A 21,871-nucleotide genomic window follows, 5' to 3' on the forward strand; every position below is an offset into this window, starting at 1 on the left:
GTCACGACGCTTCTCAAGCGAGACACCCGGAAGAAGAGTCTTAGGCGGAAACGAAAAATCGCAGGCTGGAACACCGCATTTCTCGAAAAACTCCTGTTTGCAGCCTAATTTTGGTGCGATCGTCGTGGGGTTCCATGCCGGACCAGGAATTGTTGGATGCTGCCGAAATGGGGACGCTACTTGAGCCAATTGAAGTCAAGTATCAAGTCTTGAGAATGCTGCGAGCCCCACGGGCCGAAGCATTCGTGGCAAACTTCACGGATGGCTGGCTGGGGCTTTACAAATTAGGAAACCTGACGCCTGACCCGAAGAAGTATGAGGCCTACAGCGTTTACGATCTGGAGGACTCGTTTCGTGAAGAGACGCAGGCGTTCTTTCGCTGCCTGCTCATGGAAAACCGTAATGTTGAAGAGTTCTTGAACGCTGGCTATTCGTTTTTGGACCGAAATCTTGCGAAGCATTACGGTATCGCATACGCGGATCTTGGTGACGAACCGCGAATGGTTCAGTTTCCGGAAGGTTCCTTTCGGGGCGGACTATTGGGACAAGCGAGCATCCTCACGGTCACGGCAAATGGCGTGGATACCTCGCCGGTTGTGAGAGGCGTGTGGATTTTGGAGAACATTTTAGGCACACCTCCGTCGCCACCGCCGCCTGATGTCCCCGCACTTGAGCCGGATATTCGGGGTGCTACTTCGATTCGCGACCAATTGTCCAAGCACCGTGATATCGCTACCTGTAACGAGTGTCACCGGAAAATGGATCCACTTGGTTTCGCCTTGGAAAACTTTGATGCAGTGGGAGCGTTTCGGGAGTTCTATTCCGACGGCGAGGGCAAACCGTCCACGCCGGTTGACGCTTCCGGCAAACTGCCCTCTGGGGAAGCGTTTGGCGACATGCGGGAATTGAAAGAAATTCTGGTGGATCGACGAGAACAATTCGAGCGGTGTTTGACCGAGAAACTTTTGATGTACGCCTTGGGTCGTGAGTTGTCTTTCTCAGATCGACCCCAGGTTAACACAATTCTAGACGAACTCGAACGGCGGGACGGTGGATTGCAGGACTTGGTTGAGATTGTCCTTACCAGTGATATCTTTCTCGGCGATCCTTAAAGTGGATCTGACGTAGTGGACGAGGCAACGAGTCCCGTGCGCAAGGACTCGTCGCCTCGTCCACTACCTCGTCACTTATTGATCACGAAATGCTTAGTGCGTCGTGATTAGTTGCCATGTGCCCTGAATCCCCATCCAAGACGTTACTAAGGAAAAAGCGAAGATCGCGAACAGCACCGCGTTGGTCGTCAGTGAATGTGAATGTTCGCCCATCAAGTCGTTGCGGTTGCCCAGATACAAAATGCAGCCCACGGTCATTGGCAGAACGATCGATTGGAAAGCCTGAGAGATGATCATGACGACAACCGGTCTAGCTTCAAATATGGGGACGACGAGGCCCAAAAGTGAAATGAAGAAGACCATGACGCGATATCTCGGCATGGTCATGTCGCGTTCGGACTGGTTGTAGTCGCACAGCAGCCATGGCAACATGAGCACGTTGGGGAACTGGGACGACACCCCCGCAGAGACAATCCCAACCACGAAGATTGACGTGGCCAACTTCCCAGCAAGCGGCTCAAGAAGCGTGACCATTTGCGTCGCCTCGGTGAGACCAATGCCCTCGATAAAGAGGGTGCCAGCGGCGGAGGCCATGATGGCACCGCTGATAAGAAACATCAAAGTCGTACAAACGATGGCGTCATTGCGTTGATGCTTGAAGCCTTTGATCGTCCAGCCAGCTTCCTTGACCAACGTCGTTCGGATAATGAACAAGCCAGAGTAAACCGTCGTTCCGACCATCGATGCAATGACAAGGAACGGTCCCTGCCCCTGATTGGCGGCGGATGTGGGTAACGCTGGCAGGTTTGGGACCATCCCTTTCAAAATGTCAACCAGCGGAGGCATCGTGATGAAAAAATTCAACAGGAAGCAGGCTGCCATGACCGCTACCATCAAGGCGAGGGCCCGCTCAAAAACTTTCGTTTTGCCGTTCCAGAAAATGAAATAGACCAATACGGTGAAGAAGCCCGCGAAGTAAACCGGGGCGATGCTTCGAGACAGAAAGGTTCTGGACCACTCCGAACACATTTCGGCGACAATGCCCATCACTCCCATCACGCTTCCGCACACGCCGGCCGTCAACGCAACGATGAAAAAGATTCCCACCACCGGATGAATGTGCTTTCGGAACGCCTGGAGCGCTGTTTCTCCGGTGACAAGCGTGTATTTACCGTACAAGCAGATCATGAAACATGTTGCCAGGCACGAGGTGACAATCGTCCAAAGCAACGACATGCCATACGTGGCTCCAGCCTTCGCCATGGAAGTCACACTTCCCGTGCCGATACTGAAGCCCAGCAGGAAAACACCGGGAAGGAAAAGGGCGAGTGTTTTTGTCAGTTTCTCGCGCATCATCACCGAACCGATTCACTGACGGGACGGTCGGTAGCGTGACGAAACGATTCCGCCAACTCAAACGTCCTTGCTTTCATCATTGCGAAGACCTCCGCTTGCTGCTCTTGGATGTCTTCTTCCTCGTTCGGGTCGCTGGCAATGTCGAACAGGAAGTCGTCGCCAGAATCTGTTTGCACATACTTCCAATCACCTTTCCGCAACGCATACCAGCTCTTGCCCGGGAAGGTTACGTGACGACCCAATTCAAAGAAGAGCTCTCGATTCTCAAGCTTTTGATCGCCAGAAATCACGCCGAGCAAATCCAAGCCGTCGGGCTTCGTCGTTGAAGTCTCAACATTCGCGAGTTCGCAGAATGTGGGGAAGAAGTCCAGGGCGCTGACGACAGAGGTGATCTTCGTGCCCGGCCCGATCTTTGCTGGCCATCGCATCAAGCAAGGAACACGAATACCACCCTCGAACAAGCCTGCTTTCTGGCCGCGGAGCGGTAGGTTGCGTCCGCCATACTTCGGGTCGCCACCGTGATCGGTCACGAAAACGACCAATGTGTTCTCTTTCAACCCAGATGCATTGAGGGCCTCCAGAACACGCCCGATGCCATCGTCAAGATTGACGACTTTGGCTGCAAATTTGCGTCGCGTGGGGTCCTCGATGTAACTGACCCGTGCCAAATCGTTCGGCGGCGGTTGCAGAATGTTGATCGGTGATTTGTTTCCGTCGTCCCATCCTTTGCCGTAGTGGGGCGCGTTGTAGGCGAGCATCAAGAAAAACGGCTCTTCTTTCCTTTGCTCCTTTCGGAGATACGACACCGCCTCATCGGTGATCAAGTCCGTTGCATAGCCAGTCTTGTCGACGATCGTTTCGTTCTCGTACCAGTCCTTCTCGTTGCCGTAACACATCGTGTAGAAGTCAATGCATCCACCGGTGTGGCCTCGGAAAAAGTCGAAGCCATGCCGTGTTGGCAAGAATTCTTTTGCACCGTGCCCCAAATGCCATTTCCCGATCAATGCGGTCGAGTAGTCGGCTTTTTGCAGCACACTGGCAATCGTCGTTTCATGCGGACGTAGGCCTCGCTCTTCATCCTCCAAGTACATCAACGCGCCCAGAAGTTCATCTTGCGAGCGACTTGGGTACTGGCCAGTCAAAATGGCGAAGCGTGATGGAGTGCAAATGGAGGACGCGACATAAAATTGGTCGAACCGAGCGCCCTCGCGAGCCAAAGAATCGATATTGGGAGTACGGATTTCACTGCCATAGCAGCCGACATCATTGACGCCCTGATCGTCCGTCAGGATCAGGACGATATTGGGTCTTTCGGAACACCAGCCAAAAGATTGCAGCACCAAAGCGGCCGCTGCGAATAGTGATAGACATTTAGTTCTCATTCGCCAGCACGCCCTTTTTAAAGAGATCGGTTATTTCATCTTCGGTGTACCCAAGCTCTGCAGCGACGGCTCGGTTGTGTTGTCCAAGCTTGGGAGGGAACGACTTCAACTGGGGCGGTGTCGCTTTAAGACGCACGGGTGTCCCAAGCATCCGCAATTCACCCACTTCAGAATCTTCCATGCTGACAATCATGTTGTTGCAAGCGATTTGAGGATCGTTCGCGGCATCTTGGAAGTTGTTGATGCGGGCACAGAGGACTCCCTGGCTCTCGAGTGAGTCCATCCATTGCGAAGTGGTCTTCTTCAAAAACTCCGATGCCAGAATATCGTTCAGTTTGTCGCGATTGGCGACTTGTAGGTCCTCGGTTCGGAACTCGTCTTTCAACGAGAGGTCTCCAAGAGCCATCGCCGCTGAGATGTCTCGCAAAGCATTGTCGGAAAAGACGGGCGATATTTCGATGAATCCATCGAGCGTCTTGAACGCTTTGTCGATCGCCGCTTCTGTCCCGCCAACGGCAGCGGGTCGGTCGATCTTTTCGCCGTTCAGTTGCGAAGCGGCGTCCCAGGCATGGGCGTGGAACGCAACGCTGAGCAAGTCGGTTGAAACAAATTGCCCTTCCCCGGTGCGAAGTCGGTGGGCCAGGGCGGTGAGAATACCGACCATCAGATTGAGGCCTGCGGCGTAGTCGATACTGATCCCGCCAGGGATGGGAGTTTTTTCGTCATCATAAAACGTAAACCAACCCGCTTCGGCTCGGGCCATCATGTCATGCCCCGCGCGGCCTCGATCGGCATATGGCCCAGCATCGCCCCATCCGCTTGATGTCGCATAGATGAGACCTGGGTTGACCGCCTTCAACTCGTCGTAGCCAAAGCCAAGCTTCTCCATGACTCCTTTGCGAAAGTTGTGGACAAGGATATCTGCTTTCTCGACCAATTTGAGGATTAGAGCTTTTCCCTCGTCCTGCTTCATGTCGACGGTTATCGATCGCTTGTTTCGATTCAAGTTGGCAAACGGCATGGAGACATCTTTTGAAAACGGTCCCCATGACCGACTCCAGTCACCATTGCCCGGACGCTCGACCTTGATGACGTCGGCACCGTAGTCCGCAAGAATTTGTGTTCCCACGGGGCCCTGGTAGACGTGGCTAAAGTCCAGGATGCGGATTCCTGCTAATGCTTCCGTTTGGCTCATATCACTTCCTTCCCTTCTTGGCCAAGAAGTCGTGTAGACGTTGTTTTGTATCGGGGTCTTGCAGGCAACTCACCGAATGCGACGCCTCGATGTTCGCGTTCTCATCTCGCGATGTACGATCTTGGTCGTTGAGAATCTTTTTGAATTGTGCGATTGCGTTCGGGTTGGTCGTTAGAACCCGCTGGCAGTAGCTGTGCACATCGCTTTCGAGCTCGCTTGGTGCCGCGACGAGATCAACCAGCCCAATCTCGGCGGCTTGTCGCGCGTCCAACAAGTGACCGCCGTAGAAGTAGAACTTTGCTTTTGAGTTGCCTATTCGTTTTGCGAGACGATAGGTTCCACCCCACCCTGGGATAAAGCCGAGGGATGCTTCGGACTGGGCAAACTTGGCTTCTTCAGACGCGAAAATCAAATCACACGCCATTGCCAATTCCAGGCCTCCACCCATGGCATAGCCATTAACGACTGCAATGACCGGCATAGGAAGGTCTTCGAGTTGATTGAAGACATTGTGACCCGCGAGAACCCAGGGCGCAATTGTATGCTCGTCGATATCCTTTAATGCAGTCAGGTTCGCTCCGACACAAAAAAAGCGATCTGAGGTACTTCGAAGCAAAACGACACGAGGTTGCTGGCGCCCAATCTCTTCGACACGCAGCTCCAACTGTTGCAGGACTTCGAGATCCAAAGTCGGTGGTTTGCTGCTTGGTGGCACGAAAGACAAGGTCGCAATGTCCTCTTCTACCACCAGTTGGATTTGCGTCGAATTATTCAAATTGTTGCCTGCGTGAGATTCTCGTTCTGAAAGATGGAGCCAGCTGCTCGCGTAGCGAAGTGTGCTTCATTCATTGCTGGCTCTTCAGAGTTCGTTCGAAGAAAGGAACGGCCGCGTCCATCATTTGATCGAACCAAACCTGCTTGACGGTGAATGGATGCGGAGCGTCTTTGATGATGGTCAGCCCATTGGGGATTCCGAACTCGTCCATCTTCTTGCGCAGAGACTCGGCACGAGTGCTCGGGTCATCCTTTTCTCCCGTGATCAACCATACTGGCGGATCATTCTTGTCGAGGTGGGTTAGCGGTGAAGCTAGGCTGTACGTTTCCGGAACTTCGGCTTGCGAACCACCCAGGAACTGTTGCCAGATATCTGCGCTGGCGGATACCTCTCGGTTTCGCTCGGACATGAAATCGGTTTGACCACCCATAGGAACCACGGCCTGAATCGTGCTGCTCACACCTGTATTACCGCCATCGCCTTCCAATTCCGCAACGTCATTCGAAGTGGCCAGCAATGCCGCCAAGTGGCCGCCGGCCGAATGGCCAATCGCTCCAATGTGGTCGGCGTCGATACCGTATTGATCTGCGTTTGCTCGCAGGAAGCGAACGGCCGCTTTGCAGTCGTGGATATGAGCCGGAAAAGTTGCTTCACCGCTCAAACGATAATCGATCGATGCCGTCACATATCCCTTTGCAGCGAGAACCTGAGCGACTTTGCGATGATTGATCTTGGACCCCTTTCTCCATCCCCCTCCGTGAATGCAGACGATGGCCGGCAATTTTTCCGTTGCGTTCTTTGGACGAAAGATGTCCAATTGCAGTGTTCGATCTCCGTACTTGGCGAAGGTCACGTCGAGGTGTTCCTCCAACTGCTTTAGCACGGCCTTCGGAATCGTTGTCTTCCCGTCTTCTTTGGGTTGCTGGCCATCAGCGGTTGCCGAAATCCCGAGGGTGAAGATTAGAGCCAGCAGCGACGAAGCCTTCGCGGCCGATGCCGCGAAGGCGGAGATTAAAGCAAAAAACTGACGACGTTGCATAAATGGGTCCCGCTGGGCTAAAGGTGATGTTTCTCTTGCTGGACCCTCCCGATGGTCTGGGAATTGGACGTTGTGTTCACCACAATTTCCCGTTTTCTCACGAAAATCGCAGTTTCACTTGTCCAACAAAGCGAACCCCAGGAGAGAACTGGCGGTTTGGCTACTAACGGATTCGTCGATACATCCGTCTGGCGTACATTTCCAGGTTCTTCGATGAGCGGGTCGTGACAGATCAAAAAGCAAGCTACGAGACTTTTATGCGTCTGCTGATCGAAGAAGAATCGGCAGTCAGAGCTTACGTGCGCAGGCTCGTTCCGACTTGGCACGATGTTGAAGAAATCGTTCAGCAGACAAGCCTCATCGCGTGGAAGAAGTTCAATGAGTTGGACAATCACGAGAGATTTGGCGGATGGCTAATGACAATCGCCCGATTCGAAGCGCTCAAGTTCCGGCGTTCGTTGGCCCGCAGCCCGCTAGTCTTTTCCGATAAGCTTGCAGAGCAATTGGCGGACGCTCAGGGAACCATCAATGCCAGCGACGCTGACCGCAAGCATGCCTTGGAGAGCTGTTTGCAGAAGCTTGATGAGAAACCACGCAAAATGATATTAGCGGTGTATCAGCCTGGTGCCACCATCCGAGAGTACGCGCACCAGCAATCGCGTCCTGAACAGGCCGTTTACAAGTCGATCCAACGACTTCGCCACAAGCTCCTCGATTGTGTGAAAGACACACTTGCAATGGGGGAAGGATCATGAAGAACGGAACATTCCGACAATATGTTTCCAGTTGGTTGGATGGTTCGCTCACGGAAGCGGATTCGGCGGCATTGCAATCAGAGCTCGAAAAATCCAGGGAGCGAAGAGACGAGTTTGTTGACCTGTGTGGTTTAGATGCCGATCTGAGGTTAATCAGCGAAAGCGCAATCGACTCGATCGTGGGCGAATCTCCGGCACCAAACTCAAGGAGTTTTGGAGGTGTTTCCTACGGCTGGATGGGATTTGCCGCTGCTATCGCTGCGGCTCTGTTGCTCGTTGTCGGTTATGGAATCGGACGCGATCACCGCGGACGAGTTGGGGAAGAATTCTCCGTTGCGTCCAACCCCGAGGTCGATTCGAAGGAGGCTGTCGAAACGGGATGTGCCGTAGTGTCGAGGTTGGTGAATGCGAAGTTTCCTGATGGCACGAGCTTTCGGGAAGGAGACTCGTTACAACCGGGACGGCTGAAGCTTGTCTCTGGTGGGCTGCAACTCGATTTCTTTAGTGGTGCGACCATTTTGATTGAGGACGCCGCTGAACTTGATCTCGTAAGTGCATGGGAGGCTCGCTGTTTGGATGGAAAAGTAACCGTCCACGTCCCTCCACCCGCAATTGGGTTCCGATTGATGGCACCGGGAATGAAAGTCATCGACCTCGGCACAGAGTTTGGCGTGAAGGTCGAAAGAGGTGAATCGTCGGTGCACGTGTTTGATGGAGAGGTGGAAGCGTACCTGTCGGGAACCCCAATGCAAATCATCCGCGACGGTGAAAGCCTCGACGCCGTCACTAATAAGGCCCACGTTGCCGGGCGAGCCAGCCCGCGCGACTTCCCGAGTGTGGAGCGCTTCGAGCAACGTCGTGAGGAGTTCTACAAGCAGAAGACCAAGCAATGGTGGACCTCTATGAAGTCAGTTCGAGCGGATGAACGGCTCGTTGGCTGTTATCTTTTCTGGCAATGGGAAGACGAGAAATGGGACCGACTTGTCAACAACTTTGCCGTCCCAAAGCAGTCATCACGTGCGGGATCCGCAGTCGGGGCACGTTGGGTCGAAGGACGTTGGCCGACGAAATCAGCCTTGGACTTCAAAAGTGCCGGCGATCGGCTTCGAATCAATCTCGGCGACGAAAAACACGACGGTTTGTCGTTGGCCGCTTGGATTCGGGTTGATGGATTGGACCGAAATTACAACGCGTTGCTATTGTCGGATGGTGACGAAGAAGGTGCACCCCATTGGCAGATCGATCGGAATGGGCGGTTGATGTTTTCGGTTAGTTACTTACGCTCGTCGACGCGCGATGGCCAGCAATCGAAGCAGGATCGTCGGGAACAGATTTACTATTCGCCACCGGTCATTGGCGCAGCGACCAGGCGTTGGCACCACGTTGCCGTCACCTTCGACGCGCTCACCGGCGAAGCAATCCACTACTTGGATGGCGAAGAGGTTAGCAGAGAGGTAAGCGAGAATCATCGCGGTGGACGCAAGGTAACATTCGGACGATGCGAGATCGGAAACTGGGGCTTGCCGCCTGAAGGTGTGCCCTACCCGATCAGAAATTTCAATGGCCGCATCGATGAGTTCGTGATCTATAGCGAACCATTGGCTGCAAAAGAGGTTGCGAGTCTCTATCAGCTGGGTGTCCCCGATTGATCAGGTTGGACGCGTTAGGAAATCTCGATTCTTGATGTGATCAGCTGGATTTTTGCACGATTAAGAAGCTGAAATTATCAGGTTGGCGGTGCGCGCCTCCGAATCAGCAGCGAATGCAACTGCCATTAATCTTCAGCAACCGTGTTGGTCACGCAGCGGCGTAGTACGACTTCAAATGTCCGCCAAGTTCAGTGTGACAGACAACCTTGTGCTCAGTCAGATCGATTGGTGTGATTGCCTCGTCGCGCACTGGAGGTCGATGATCCCGACCGGAGTGCCCTCGGCGTTGGTTGTACCATTCCTGGGACACGCTCAGGATGTGGTCTAGGTGCTTCTCGCTGACCACGCAAAAGGCATTGAGCACCTCATGTTTGAGCGTCTGAATCACCCGCTCTACAAACGCTTGAAGGTTGGGTGATCGGGCTGGCGTCTTTTTGATGTTGCAGCCGGTCGACCGGAAGACTTCGTCAAAGGAATCGATGTATTTCGAGTCTTGGTCTCGCTGGAGAAGCTCACACGGCAGTCCCTCGTCTTGAAGGAACATGTCGAAGTTGCGAGCTTGTTGCGTAGTCCACTCCCCCGTTGGATTCGCCGTGCAAGGCGAGACCCAGATGCGACTACGTGGTTTCAGCTTCATGGAGACTCAGGTTACTGACAAGAGCATTCCAACAATCTTAGGATTCACCGAAATTCGACGAATGTACACATCTGACCAGATTTCGTCACAGGGCGAGGAAATGCTGAAACGCGAGTTGAGACATTGGAATTAGGCTTGTGGCGCCCGCTTCTGTTAGCATCACTCGCCCTAGCATCTTTGATGCTCCAATGCTTCGCAGATACTGACCTCGCTCAAGGTGTTCTGGTCTTTTTCATCCGTGTCAAACACTCGAGTTGGAACTATCGCGGTTCGCGAACGGTCTAACAAAGGCGACGCGATGCTTCCCTCGACGTATGCTGGGAGGTCACCGGCGAATACCAATCACGTCGCATAGGAATGCTATCTGGACAGCGCCACTTTGGCGTAGCGACGCTCGCCAGAGCGTGGAAAACCCCGGGGACCCACTTTCCGGCGAAGGTAGCTACGTTCGACCGGCGATTCACGGTGTTTTTTTGAGCAAAGTGGCGCTGCCCAGCTAGAGTGGGCTTCGAAAGAATCAGATTTTACCGAGATGCCAAAGCCATATGAGTGACCTCCGTCAATTGCAATTCAACAATCTCGAAGCGGCCGTCGATGACGCCCGCATGCTGTTGGCTTCTGGCTACGTCCGCCATGGAAACTGGTCGCTTGGGCAAATCTGTCGGCACTTGGTTTTGGTTCAAGACTTCGCGATCGGTGGCTATCCAGCTTGGATGTCGATCTTTGCTCCACTGCGGCCGCTGATGCGTTGGCTGTTGTTGCCCAAGTTGCTGAGCGGAAATTCACCTCGTGGAATCCGAGCCTCTTCAATATTTCAGCCACCGGACGGCTTAGATGATGCAAGCGAAGTGGATGCATATGCCGCCAGCGTTGGGCGGCTTCTTGGTCACTCTGGCGACTTTGCTGCTCATCCTGGATTCGGCAGCTTGCCCCGCGAGAAGATTCTGGAGATTTACGCTGCCCATGCCGCTCACCATCTCCGGCATCTCCGCCCCCCGAAGTGAAACTGCTTTATTGGCCGTCAAAGAAAATATTGCAAGCTGCGAGTACAAAAGGTTGGGGCCGACGTGACCATCGACACGGCGACCTCGGAGCACTTCACCGGCCCAGTGATCCGCGACGGAGACACGATCGTCTACGCATCACTCCCGGCAACCAGTGCCTTCGTCAAGAGCCAAGAATGGACTCGAGCGGAACCGTTCGCGATTTTACGCCAGGACACTCAGCTAAACCGAAAAGCGCTCGCGGAGGAAAAATCCTTCGCGGGCGTTTCTTCAGATAGGCCTCGACCTGCTAGCGTTCCTTGGTGGTACCAACTTCGGCGATTGCTTGCGAAACGTGGTATAATTGAGCTCCGCCAGTGGCGCGGTGCGAACGCCGGCGACAGAAATCAGCAAACCACATACTTGGAAACCTTGCCCAATCGGACCGTTTTGCTGCCCTCATGCACCCTCGACTAATCGTTTCTGGCTATTTTGCGTTGCAAGCGATTGGAGTCGTGGCTTGGTGGGCGATGTTGACGCTTTATCCAGAAAACATCGGATGGTTTCGCCCAAAGGATTGGCCAGACGAGGTGTTGCTCTCCTTTTGGCTCGCAGACATTTCTTTGATCGTGGGTGGTTCGTGGATCGCCGCAGTCAGCGTCTGGCAGCAACGCGAATGGGCCTCGACCGCGGTTTGGAGTGTGACCGCGATCTGTTGGTATCCGACGTTGTTTTGCATCGCCACGAGCGTACGAACGGGTGAAGCGTGGATCGCGTCGGCGATGATGGTCAGCATGGCGGGCCTCTCGCTTGCGATGGCCACCATTCAAGGCAAGCAAGGCGACGTTCCCGCAGCCTTTCGAGTGACGTCGATGAATCGGCTGAATTCACTGTTGTCGACCCTCGGTCAGATTGTGGTTTTCTGGGGCGTGTTCCTCTGGATTCTGCCGAAGGGAATCGTTGAGCTTCAGGAGGCTCTGAATTGGAGCCGGTTTGAACATCCGTTCCAGGCCCAGGCATCGGCAGGTCTGTTCCTGCTGGCGTCTTGTCTCGGCCTATGGAGTGGGCTGTCGATGGTAACGCTGGGCGGCGGAACACCACTGCCGACAGCGACCGCACCGCAGTTGGTGGTCGCCGGCCCTTACCGCTTCGTCCGGAATCCGATGGCCCTTGCGGGCATCCTCCAGGGGATTGCGGTGGGTTGGCTGCTCGGCAGTGTGCCGGTCATTGTCTATTCCCTCGCAGGAATCTTTGCGTGGCATGCATTCGTTCGCCCCGCAGAAGAGCGGGACTTGCTGGATCGATTCGGAACACGGTACGAGCATTACCGGAGTCACGTGCGAGTTTGGGTTCCATCAATCAGGTGGAGAGGGTTTCAAGAACTCGAAGTTCCAGAATCGGCTGTTGCTAGGACCAACGAGAAACAGTCGGAGAGAGCCTGATGCAGTGGACGAGGCGAGGAATCCTGCGCTGAGGGACTCGTCGCCTCGTCCACTACCTAAACTTGTTCGAAAAGTTACGCTCCGTCACGATACACAAGCCGGGAATCTCAAAAATGTTTCGAATCACTCATCTCGGTGCCTTATGTACTTTCGTGCTTGGTCTACCTGCGGCGACCCTGGGTCAAGCGACGGATGAATCGATCAACGGTTGGAATCGCACGTCAGTCAGGCCTGAGATCGCACCTGAATTCTCGCACTTCGAATCCGATACGGGCGAACTGATCCTTGGACTCTCCGGACAAAAACGCGACACCGTGGACGGAGCATGGATGAAGGTGTTCGATGTACTGGGTGGCCGTGCCGTTCGATTCAGAGCACTAAAACGAACGCAGCATGTCAATTCCCCCGCGCGCTGTGCTCTCGTGAAAATCACCTGGCTGAATGCCAACGGCAAAATGGTGAAAGCCGCCGAGGTGCATGGAAACATGGTGCTGGGAAAAAATGAAATCGCAAGGCCAGAGTATCCGTCTGACCATGTGTTAAATGGCGCGAGTGAGTGGATACAGGTCGCTGATTCCTACCATGTCCCCAACGGAGCGTCTCAGGCGCGAGTTGAACTGCGTTTGCGTTGGACAAAAGGTTCAGTGCAATGGAAAAACGTTGGATTCGAGAATGTCGAACCGATATCTCGCAAAGCCCGACTGGCGACAGTGCATCTTCGACCGAAGGCTGGACAAACGGCGATCGAAAAGTGCGAGCAATTCGCGCCGCTGATCGAAAAAGCAGCTGGCCAGAACGCGGACTTGGTTTGCCTACCCGAATCTTTGACGTGCTATCGGTCCGGTCGCAGCATGTCGCAGTGCGCTGAATCGATCCCCGGTCCTTCAACGGAGTACTTCGGCGACTTGGCGAAAAAACACGATCTATACATCGTCGCTGGTTTAACCGAGCGTGAAGGAGCGATTCTCTACAACACCTCTGTGCTTCTGGGGCCGAGCGGAAAACTGATCGGCAAATACCGGAAAGTCTGCCTACCACGTGAAGAGATCGAAGCCGGCCTGACCCCCGGTGATCGGTATCCAGTTTTCGAGACACGTTTTGGAAAGCTCGGGATGATGATTTGTTGGGACGTGCAGTTTCCAGAGGTCGCACGAAGACTCTGCGACAACGGCGCGGAGGTGATTGCCATGCCGATCGCCGGCGGAAACCCAACGCTTGCTGCGGCGCGCGCGATCGAGAATCAGGTCATACTGGTCAGCAGCACCTACACCGAAGCCGCCAAAGGAGCAATGGTTTCCGGTGTGTGGAACCAGGCCGGCAATCTGCTTGTCCAGAACGATTCAAATTGGGGCACCGTGATGGTGGCCGAAGTGGATCTCGCCCAACGGTTCTACTGGGATTGGCTCGGCGATCTTAAGTCTCGCATTCCTCGCGAACGCCCACCTCGCTGACCCATTCACCGTGATGGTACCCGTGCTCGTCTGCTGCTTGGCATGTTCGGTGCTGGTTCGATCGTCGTGTTGAGTTCCGTTCTACTTCTGGCACAGTAGACCTCCATCGCGGGCATCTTTCATTTCGTGACACGAAAAGATTCGATATTAATGACACGAGACACCGGCCCACGGAGCGATCGACCTGGACGAATCGCTGGCATGCGACGAAGCTTCGGTTTATCATTTCGGAGCAGCATTTAGGGAAAAACATGCCCCCGTCTGGTTCGTTTGTGCTGACTTCCTCTCTTCCCAAGCATGAGTACTGGTGTATCGACCAAGAAAGAAGCGGTTTCGCTTCGAACCCCTTGAACGACGTTGCTTGCTGGCAGGACACCCCATCCTTACGGAGTTTATGGCCAGCAATACGTCCGGAATCACTGATGGATTTGGTCAGAATTCTGACTGGATCGAAATCCGGAACGATGCCGATACAGCAGTGGATCTGCAGGGATATCACCTGACAGACGACGCCGCGGATCCGAACAAGTGGGAGTTCACTGCGCCGACGTTGCTCGATCCCGGTGACTACTTGATCGTCTTTGCCAGCTCACGCGATTTGGTTGACCCGACCGGGAATTGGCACACCAATTTCAGCCTCGCCAGAGGTGGTGAATACTTGGCTTTGACTGCACCGGATCAATCCGTGCTGAGCGAGTTCGGCGGCAGCGGAGTTGATTACCCACCGCAAGTTTCCAATCTCTCCTACGGTCTGGTTGATGGAGTACTTGTCAGCTCGACGAGTGTCGCACATTACCTGATCCCGGTCGACGATTCGCTGGGAGAATCTTGGACGGCGAACTCCTTTGATGCGGATCACTTTGGATTCGAACTGGGACGAGCGGCAATCGGGTACGAAAACAATCCGGGAAGCGGGACCAGTTACGCGAATTCGATTTTGACCGACGTCCCCGATGGAACGACCAATGTCTATCAGCGGATTCGATTCGAAATCGAGAACGCATCCGAAATCAACGACCTTGGTTTGACGTTGCAGTTTGACGATGGATTTGTTGCGTATTTGAATGGAACACCGGTTGCCAGTGCCAATTCTCCTGACCCGATCGGATTCAACACCCCGGCGACGGTAAACCATCCTGACTCTTCTGCGCTTGCGGGTGTTGATTACGACCTTTCCGCTCATGTGGATTTGTTGGTCAACGGGCCGAACACGCTTGCGATTCACGCTCTTAATCGCCCCAACAGCAGCGACTTTCTATCCGTCCCCTATCTTCATTCTGATTCCATCACCGGAGCCCCTGGCTATCTGATCCAGCCCACTCCGGGCAGTTCCAATTCGAATGGGATGGAACTTGGACCAATGATTTCAGATGTGGCTTCTTCGGCGTCTCCCGCATCCCCCGGCGTGGACATTGTCATCACGGCAAATGTCGAAGACTTCACCGCAGCGGTCGAACCGAGCACGGTTCGATTGCACTATCGCGTGATGTACGAAAACGAATCTTCGGTGGTGATGAGCGACGACGGAGCGGGCGTCGACGCGGTTGCAAATGACGGCATTTACTCAGCCCAGATTCCGGGCACCCTGTTGGTTTCCGGTGAAATGATCCGCTGGCGAATCACGGCATCGGACGTGTTCGGCGTGCAAACAGACGAACCCCGATACTTGGACGCACTCGATTCGCCCCGCTACTTTGGAACGGTTGTCGCCGAGCCGAGTATCACGACCGATCTTCCTGTCATTCAATGGTTCCTGGAGAATCCGTCGGCTGCGTCAACCAACGCAGGCACTCGAACGTCGATCTTTGTCGACGGTGAGTTCTACGACAACGTTCGCGTCGACAGCCATGGCCAATCAACTCGAGGATCGGCCTTCCCGAAAAAGTCGTTCGATTTCGACGCCAACTCGGCCAACAAGTTTCGTCTTCAACCCGGCATGGACCGGGTGAGTGATTTCAACTTGCTGACCAACTACGCCGACCAAACCAAATTGCGTAACACATTGATGTACGACCTGTCCGCGCAAGCAGACTACGCGCATCATTTTGCGTTTCCAGTCATGATCTATCGCAACGGCGACTTTTATGGACTGTTCGATATCGTCGAAGAAGGCGACACCGAGTATCTCGACCGCATTGGACTGGATTCGGACAACCCACTTTATAAGGTCAACAATCGCTTAGACCACGCGTACAACCGAGTCGAAAAGAAAAGTCGCGAATACGAAGATCATTCCGACTTCCAGGCGATCGTCGACGGAGCACAGAACTTGAGTGGTGCCGCTGCTCTTGACTGGACCTTTGACACGTTGGACATCACCGACATCGTGAACTACCTGGCGATTCAGAATGTCGCCGCCAGCAACGATTTCGGTCACAAAAACATGTACTGGTATCGCGACACCAGCGGCACGGGATTGTGGTCGGTGCTCCCGTGGGACCAAGACCTTTCCTTGGGGCACCAGTGGGACGCGAGCGTTTCTCCGCCTTATTTCAAGAACGACCTGATCACGGGTTCCAATATTTATGCGGGCGGCAACAACGTCATTCAGCGTTTGTATGCCGATCCCGTGTTTCGCGAAATGTACACTCGGAGGATCCGAACCCTTTCCGATCAGTTCTACGGTGCCCCCGGGTCCCCGACATCCGAGAGCTATCTGGCGCAGCAGATCGTGCTGCTGGAATCGCTGATCGCAGAGGAAGCGATTGAAGATGCGAACCTTTGGGGAATCCAAGCCAACTTCACGCATACGCCCGCCTCCGCTGCGACACAGTTGCTTGAAGAATTCATCCCTTTGCGCCGGACTTACCTTGACGGACATCCCGACGTGCCGCCGCCACAAGTCGGGAATCCACCAATCGAATTTGATGACTTGGACTACGACGCTGATCCGATTTCGGGTCTGCAGACCGAAGAGTACATCCGATTGAACAACCCCAACGCGGTTGCAGTTGATCTTTCGGGATGGAGAATCGAAGGTGGGATCAATCATCAATTCAAAGGCGGCACCGTGATCCCGTCGGGCGGATCTTTGTACGTCGTCAAAGATGTCGTCGCCTTCCAGAATCGCAGTTCAGGGCCATCTGCGGGGCAGCGGCTATTCATCCAGGGCAACTACGACGGCCAGTTGACTTACAGTGGCGAGACAATCACGTTGTTTGCGGGTGACGGAACCGTCGTCGATACGCTGGAAACGCCGGCCGGAAATCCGACGGACGCCCAAAAGTATCTGCGCGTCACGGAAATCCACTACAACCCCGTCATTGACGACACCGAGTTCATCGAATTGATGAACATCAGTTCCGGCAACGTCGCAACCACGCTGGATTTGTCAGGCATTTCGATCGTCGATGGACCCAGTTCTCCATTCGTTTTTGCACCGGGAACGATGCTCGGCGCGAACGAGCGTTTGCTTGTCGTCCAAGACACTGTCGCTTTCCGGGACGCCTATCCACAAGTTGACCCGGCTCTGATTGCAGGATCCTACTTTGGCAAACTTAGCAACGGAGGCGAACGCCTGAAGATCATCGGTGCCGGATCGGAGACGATCCTCGATCTCGACTACGGGGATTCGGATCCCTGGCCGATCTCGCCGGACGGCGTGGGCGCGTCGCTGATTCTTGCCGATCCGATCGGAACTTCGATTGGGCGGCTTGATAAACCGTACAGCTATCGTGGAGAGATCCTTCCGGGCGGAACGCCCGGAGAAGGGTTTGGCCCGACGCGTGGAATCGTCATCAACGAATTATTGACGCACACCGACGCGCCGGAACTGGACGCGATCGAGCTTTACAATACGACTGCATCGGCGATCGATGTCAGCGGCTGGTACCTCAGCGACGACCGGGACGATCCATTGAAGTACTCCATTCCGGCCGGCACTTCGATTCCCGGCGGAGGCTATTTGGTCTTCGATGAATCCGATTTCAATCCGACCCCACTGAATCCGCTTGCGCATCACTTCGCGCTCAGTGGTTCCCAAGGCGACGAAGTCTGGCTCACGATCGCTCATCCTGCGGGCAATGCGGTCGCTGAGTTCGTCGACAACGTCACAGTCAGCGCCGCATTCAACTCTCAAACCTATGGGCGTCTTCCCAACGGGACGGGACGCCTGGCACCGTTGGAATCGGCCTCGCTTGGTGACCAGAATGGCGCGCATCGGATCGCTCCCATCGTGATCAGCGAAGTACATTACCATCCATCGGAGCCTTCACCGGCCGCGTTGGCGATCGATCCCTCGCTACAATCAAGTGACTTGGAGTTCATTGAACTGCATCATCACGCGGACACGCCCATTGACTTGACCAATTGGCGATTGCGTGGAGACGGCGACTTTGATTTCATTGCAGGGAACTCCATTGCGGCTGGAGGGACTCTGGTCGTTGTGTCGTTTGATCCACAGGCAAACCTAGATCGTGCCGAGGCGTTCCGCACTCACTTCGGGATTGATGCCTCCGTCGATTTGATCGGGCCGTTTAGCGGTTCCCTCGGCAACAGCTTTGGCCGAGTCGAATTGGAACAACCCGACGAAGCTCCGGTGGACGAGCCAACCGTTTTGCCGCGCGTCATGGTCGATGAAGTGTTCTACGATGACCTCACACCCTGGGCCGTCGAAGCGGACGGTGCCGGATCATCGCTTAACCGGGTATCGGAAAATGCCTATGCCGGCGACGCGGTGAATTGGGCGGCGGCGACGCCGTCGCCCGGATTCACGCGGTACCGGCCGGCGGTCACCAGAGTCGATGTCAATGGTGGCGAGGTCCAGCGAAGTGTTGTGACGTCATTAACGGTGCATTTTGATCGTCCGGTCGATTTGTCTTCCGACTCGTTCGAACTGTTGCGTTTAGACGACCAACAGATCGTCAGCGGTTTGCAGTTGTCGCCGCTGTTGGTTGATGGACGATCGGTTGTGGACATCGGATTTTCCAGTGGTCCGTTGGTTGATTTACGCGGATCCGGGAATTCGCTGGCCAACGGGAACTATCGGCTACGCGTGATGGCTGACCAGACGATGGCTTCGGAAGGCGGCGCGCCCCTGAGTGCCGACCACGAATTTGGTGCGGACGCCACCGACCGACTTTTTCGCTTCTTCGGCGACACCGATGCCGACCGCGACGTTGACGGAATCGACTATGGTCGATTCGGCTTGACGTTTCTGTTGAATAAAAACGACGACGGTTTTAATCCTAGCCTGGATTACGACGGGGACGGTGATGTGGATGGACAGGATTACGGCTGGTTTGGCCAGCGATTCTTGAAGACCCTGGAGATGTGATCCGTAAGCGTTCTATCTGCCCAGGATGGCCCTGCCGTCGGGAGAAGCTGCCCGCAGCCAGGCCGATTCCTGCATCGACAGGTCGTCGATGACGCGGACGATTCGAACCGAGCGGTTCGACGTGATCATGATCAAATCGCAAAGCGGCGGGCACATCGTTGTCCGCGGGTCATTCGGGTCCATCGGGCCGGAGCAATTCCCCGCCCCCCGCGAGCTAGCCGTTTGTCTATCATCATACCTATCAATTGGCAGTTCATTGGGATGTTTACAAACAGGGGCGACATGTTTCGACCAACTGCGAATTCTGCCGCTTTCGTTTTACTGATTTCAAGTGCTGTTGCCTCGGTCGCCGAGGCACAATTGCCTCGCGAGGCATTAGGCAAGCTCAAATCCGCGACGGTGTATATCGAGACGGATGACGGTGAATCGATCGCCAGTGGCAGCGGCTTCGTCGTAAGCCGCCGAGAAAATCGAGCCCTGGTTGCGACTAACTATCATGTCGTCAAGCCGACGCTTCGCCGTCCGGATCGTTCGAAGATCCATGTCTTTCTCAATAGCGGGATGCCAGAACAATTTCGCCTTGAAGCGAAATTATTTTCGGCTGACTACGGGGATGACCTCGCACTGCTCGAAGTCGTGAGCGACCGTTTGCCGGATCCGATCGTTGCCCGGACGGGAACACGAATGGAGGAAACGCAGCGCGTTTTCATCGCCGGATTTCCTTTTGGGGAATTGCTGGGAGTCGATGGGCAAAAGCCGTCGATCACGATTACCGCCGGCAGCGTCAGCAGCGTACGCTTGGGGCGGTTCGGTGAGACCGCTGTGATTCAGCTATCCGGTGGTATCGATCCCGGCAATAGCGGCGGTCCGATTATCGACTCCGAAGGAAATCTGGTCGCGGTCTCGGTTGCGAAAATTGATCGTTCCTCCATCGGCTTTGGTATTCCGTATTGGAAGCTCGCTGAATTGCAGCAGCCGTATCCGCGTAATCCGCGAGTTACCTATGCGTCCGAAAATGGCACGCTCGCGTGTAAAGCTCAGTTGAACTTGCCCGAAGGGATGGAAGTGCGCGAAGCGATGCGCAGCAACCATCTGCTCGCCTTCCGGCAAGCGTCTGATGAACCTTTGCCAAAGCTGCTGCAGGGCAGCACGTGGCTGCCGCTGCCGCAACACAACGAGCCGCAGCGGTGTCAGCAGGGCGGACCGTCTTCTCGCGCACCCTGGGCAGATGTGACGGCAAGAATGCCCTTGTCAGGAATCCCGGGCCGCGGTGATCTGCTGGTGATGCAATGGCAGAGTACCGATCCCAGTGGACAGCTCCACTTCGGCCGACCGTTCACAATCACCGAGCAGGAACTTACCAATCCTGTTCCGTCGTCCCCTGTCGAACAGACAGCAAGCCGCTCCGGCGACCCGCGTTCTGCGGGCGGCGCCTCTGGTTCCATGATCGATCAACTCGCCGGACAATCGATTCCGACCGTGGGCCAAAAACCGTTTGCCCTGAACGCGTTGATTCGCCGTGTGATGCGGGCGGGCGAAAACCGTTATCTGGTTGTCTTCACCGCCGACGGCAAGCTTCGCTGTATCGACTTGCAGAGTGAGCAAATCGTCGCCGAACGGGATGCATCGAAAGTTGACGAACTCGCCTCTGGAGAAGACGAGATCATCGGCTTCAATCGGACGGAGCGAAGTCTTACCCGATTTTCCCTTCCGGACCTCGAGATCGTCGCAACGCGGCCTCTGGAGGACGAGGCGGTGGTGCGCTACGCGCGTCGCGGCAGCAAGTCATCCGGATCCATCGTGGCAATCATTCAGCGATCTGGTTCTCAAAAACTCGCCTGCGTCCAAATCAATCCTCGTAGCGGTCGAATCAATCGCTTCGACATTGACGGTGAACGACGCATCCGTGGTCAGGCGCCGAAGTCTTTGTTCGATGAGATGCCGATGACCGATGGCTTTCGCGTACGGAGCAATGACGACGGCACGTTGATCACGATGTGGATCAGCGGCAATTCGAAGGTCGGTGCGCATCTGCTTTCGAAGTCCCGTTCGCGTTGGAAGTACACGCGGCTTCCCAAACTTGCGGGATACGCCGTACCGAGTGCCACCGGAAGCCTGCTTTGTACTTCGGAGGCGGTCCTCGCGGCTGATCTGACCGAGCTACATCAGGCGCCGATCAGTCTTCCAACGACCAACGAAGATTATTTCATGACGGTCGGGGAAATCGTCAAGGCATCAAGCCAAAACCCGCCGCTGTTCACCTGGCAGATTGCTTCTTGTTCCGAAGCAACGATCCATCGAACCGTCGTGCTCGATGGTGACCTGTCCGATCCGAGTGTTTCCCGGGACGATCCTGCGGTCGTTCCGCTCGATGAACGCTTCCAATGCTTGCCGGAGTGGAATCGGCTGGTGGTCGTACCGCCAGGTCCAAGCACCCAATTACGTCTGATCGAACTTGGCGATGCCCTGCCGAATGTACGACTCGCCTCAACTGAAGAAAATGCTGATTCACCGGCCGCTGAGCCTGTTGAGGAGGCTCAGCAGTTCAGAACCTGGACCGCAAAGGAAGGCGGCTATCGGGTTCAAGCAAAAGCCTTGGCGGTGGCGCAGGGTTACGTCAAACTCGAAACCGCCAACGGACGTGAGGTCGTCGTGCAGATCGAGAAATTGTCCACTTCCGATCAGCAGCATCTCGACCAATACCGTGCGGTTCTGGAGGTCAAGGACTGACACGAGCAAGGCCCGCCTGGCTTCGAAAGCCGAGCCGCACTACGACCTCTGTGTTTTAGACAGCAGTTCGCCGGACTGCACATTCCGCTT

General features: G+C 55.0%; 14 protein-coding genes. 8 read left to right on the forward strand and 6 right to left on the reverse strand.

What is annotated here, in order from left to right; genetic code table 11:
* Window positions 1-134 precede the first annotated feature (134 nt).
* Window positions 135-1,112: a DUF1588 domain-containing protein gene (locus Mal15_RS32400; protein ID WP_147871513.1), complete on the forward strand. Its 978-nt coding sequence runs from the start codon at window positions 135-137 to the stop codon at window positions 1,110-1,112.
* Between the two features lie 93 nt (window positions 1,113-1,205).
* Here the strand turns inward: Mal15_RS32400 and Mal15_RS32405 are convergent, their stop codons facing one another.
* The 5 genes from Mal15_RS32405 to Mal15_RS32425 all read right to left on the reverse strand — a co-directional run bounded on the left by Mal15_RS32405 (window position 1,206) and on the right by Mal15_RS32425 (window position 6,859).
* Window positions 1,206-2,468: an Nramp family divalent metal transporter gene (locus Mal15_RS32405; RefSeq protein WP_147871514.1), complete on the reverse strand. Its 1,263-nt coding sequence runs from the start codon at window positions 2,466-2,468 to the stop codon at window positions 1,206-1,208.
* On the reverse strand, window positions 2,468-3,850 hold the full coding sequence (locus Mal15_RS32410; protein WP_147871515.1) for a sulfatase family protein: 1,383 nt from the start codon (window positions 3,848-3,850) through the stop codon (window positions 2,468-2,470). The genes Mal15_RS32405 and Mal15_RS32410 overlap by 1 nt, the downstream gene beginning before the upstream one ends.
* Entirely contained in the window at window positions 3,840-5,045 is a 1,206-nt protein-coding gene (locus tag Mal15_RS32415; protein WP_147871516.1) for a CaiB/BaiF CoA transferase family protein, read from the reverse strand. Before Mal15_RS32415 ends, Mal15_RS32410 begins: the two co-directional genes overlap by 11 nt.
* A gap of 1 nt (window position 5,046) precedes the next feature.
* The gene (locus Mal15_RS32420; protein ID WP_147871517.1) at window positions 5,047-5,820 is read right to left on the reverse strand and encodes an enoyl-CoA hydratase/isomerase family protein; all 774 of its coding nucleotides are present in this window, start codon (window positions 5,818-5,820) and stop codon (window positions 5,047-5,049) included.
* Between the two features lie 70 nt (window positions 5,821-5,890).
* Entirely contained in the window at window positions 5,891-6,859 is a 969-nt protein-coding gene (locus Mal15_RS32425; RefSeq protein WP_147871518.1) for an alpha/beta hydrolase, read from the reverse strand.
* A 224-nt stretch (window positions 6,860-7,083) separates the two neighbouring features.
* On the opposite strand from Mal15_RS32425, the gene Mal15_RS32430 reads away from it, so the two are divergent.
* Together Mal15_RS32430 and Mal15_RS32435 are read left to right on the forward strand one after the other, a co-directional pair.
* Complete coding sequence (locus Mal15_RS32430; RefSeq protein ID WP_233903166.1) at window positions 7,084-7,614, forward strand: sigma-70 family RNA polymerase sigma factor; 531 nt, start codon at window positions 7,084-7,086, stop codon at window positions 7,612-7,614.
* A complete protein-coding gene (locus Mal15_RS32435; protein ID WP_147871519.1) occupies window positions 7,611-9,263 on the forward strand; it encodes a LamG-like jellyroll fold domain-containing protein in 1,653 nt (550 codons plus the stop codon). Before Mal15_RS32430 ends, Mal15_RS32435 begins: the two co-directional genes overlap by 4 nt.
* Window positions 9,264-9,411: 148 nt before the next feature.
* On the opposite strand, the gene Mal15_RS32440 is transcribed toward Mal15_RS32435, so the two are convergent.
* Window positions 9,412-9,900, reverse strand: a complete 489-nt coding sequence (locus tag Mal15_RS32440; RefSeq protein WP_147871520.1) for an integrase core domain-containing protein — start codon at window positions 9,898-9,900, stop codon at window positions 9,412-9,414.
* Window positions 9,901-10,445: 545 nt separating this feature from the next.
* Here Mal15_RS32440 and Mal15_RS32445 point away from each other — a divergent pair.
* The 5 genes from Mal15_RS32445 (at window position 10,446) to Mal15_RS32465 (ending at window position 21,781) form a co-directional block, all read left to right on the forward strand.
* Window positions 10,446-10,904 (forward strand): DUF1569 domain-containing protein, encoded by a 459-nt coding sequence (locus Mal15_RS32445; RefSeq protein WP_147871521.1) that lies wholly within the window; start codon window positions 10,446-10,448, stop codon window positions 10,902-10,904.
* A 440-nt stretch (window positions 10,905-11,344) separates the two neighbouring features.
* A complete protein-coding gene (locus tag Mal15_RS32450) occupies window positions 11,345-12,325 on the forward strand; it encodes a methyltransferase family protein (RefSeq protein ID WP_147871522.1) in 981 nt (326 codons plus the stop codon).
* A gap of 113 nt (window positions 12,326-12,438) precedes the next feature.
* A complete protein-coding gene (locus Mal15_RS32455; protein ID WP_147871523.1) occupies window positions 12,439-13,776 on the forward strand; it encodes a carbon-nitrogen hydrolase family protein in 1,338 nt (445 codons plus the stop codon).
* Window positions 13,777-14,170: 394 nt separating this feature from the next.
* On the forward strand, window positions 14,171-19,051 hold the full coding sequence (locus Mal15_RS32460; RefSeq protein WP_167547183.1) for a lamin tail domain-containing protein: 4,881 nt from the start codon (window positions 14,171-14,173) through the stop codon (window positions 19,049-19,051).
* Window positions 19,052-19,333: 282 nt separating this feature from the next.
* On the forward strand, window positions 19,334-21,781 hold the full coding sequence (locus tag Mal15_RS32465) for a trypsin-like peptidase domain-containing protein (RefSeq protein WP_167547184.1): 2,448 nt from the start codon (window positions 19,334-19,336) through the stop codon (window positions 21,779-21,781).
* Window positions 21,782-21,871 lie beyond the last annotated feature (90 nt).

Source organism: Stieleria maiorica (genome assembly GCF_008035925.1).
Classification (GTDB): Bacteria; Planctomycetota; Planctomycetia; order Pirellulales; family Pirellulaceae; genus Stieleria; species Stieleria maiorica.

What these genes read in the sequence shown, in the direction of transcription:
- Mal15_RS32400 (WP_147871513.1), top strand. Translation starts at nt 135, where the DNA reads ATGCCGGACCAGGAATTGTTGGATGCTGCCGAAATGGGGACGCTACTT.
- Mal15_RS32405 (WP_147871514.1), bottom strand. Translation starts at nt 2,468, where the DNA reads ATGATGCGCGAGAAACTGACAAAAACACTCGCCCTTTTCCTTCCCGGT.
- Mal15_RS32410 (WP_147871515.1), bottom strand. Translation starts at nt 3,850, where the DNA reads ATGAGAACTAAATGTCTATCACTATTCGCAGCGGCCGCTTTGGTGCTG.
- Mal15_RS32415 (WP_147871516.1), bottom strand. Translation starts at nt 5,045, where the DNA reads ATGAGCCAAACGGAAGCATTAGCAGGAATCCGCATCCTGGACTTTAGC.
- Mal15_RS32425 (WP_147871518.1), bottom strand. Translation starts at nt 6,859, where the DNA reads ATGCAACGTCGTCAGTTTTTTGCTTTAATCTCCGCCTTCGCGGCATCG.
- Mal15_RS32435 (WP_147871519.1), top strand. Translation starts at nt 7,611, where the DNA reads ATGAAGAACGGAACATTCCGACAATATGTTTCCAGTTGGTTGGATGGT.
- Mal15_RS32440 (WP_147871520.1), bottom strand. Translation starts at nt 9,900, where the DNA reads ATGAAGCTGAAACCACGTAGTCGCATCTGGGTCTCGCCTTGCACGGCG.
- Mal15_RS32445 (WP_147871521.1), top strand. Translation starts at nt 10,446, where the DNA reads ATGAGTGACCTCCGTCAATTGCAATTCAACAATCTCGAAGCGGCCGTC.
- Mal15_RS32450 (WP_147871522.1), top strand. Translation starts at nt 11,345, where the DNA reads ATGCACCCTCGACTAATCGTTTCTGGCTATTTTGCGTTGCAAGCGATT.
- Mal15_RS32455 (WP_147871523.1), top strand. Translation starts at nt 12,439, where the DNA reads ATGTTTCGAATCACTCATCTCGGTGCCTTATGTACTTTCGTGCTTGGT.
- Mal15_RS32460 (WP_167547183.1), top strand. Translation starts at nt 14,171, where the DNA reads ATGGCCAGCAATACGTCCGGAATCACTGATGGATTTGGTCAGAATTCT.
- Mal15_RS32465 (WP_167547184.1), top strand. Translation starts at nt 19,334, where the DNA reads ATGTTTCGACCAACTGCGAATTCTGCCGCTTTCGTTTTACTGATTTCA.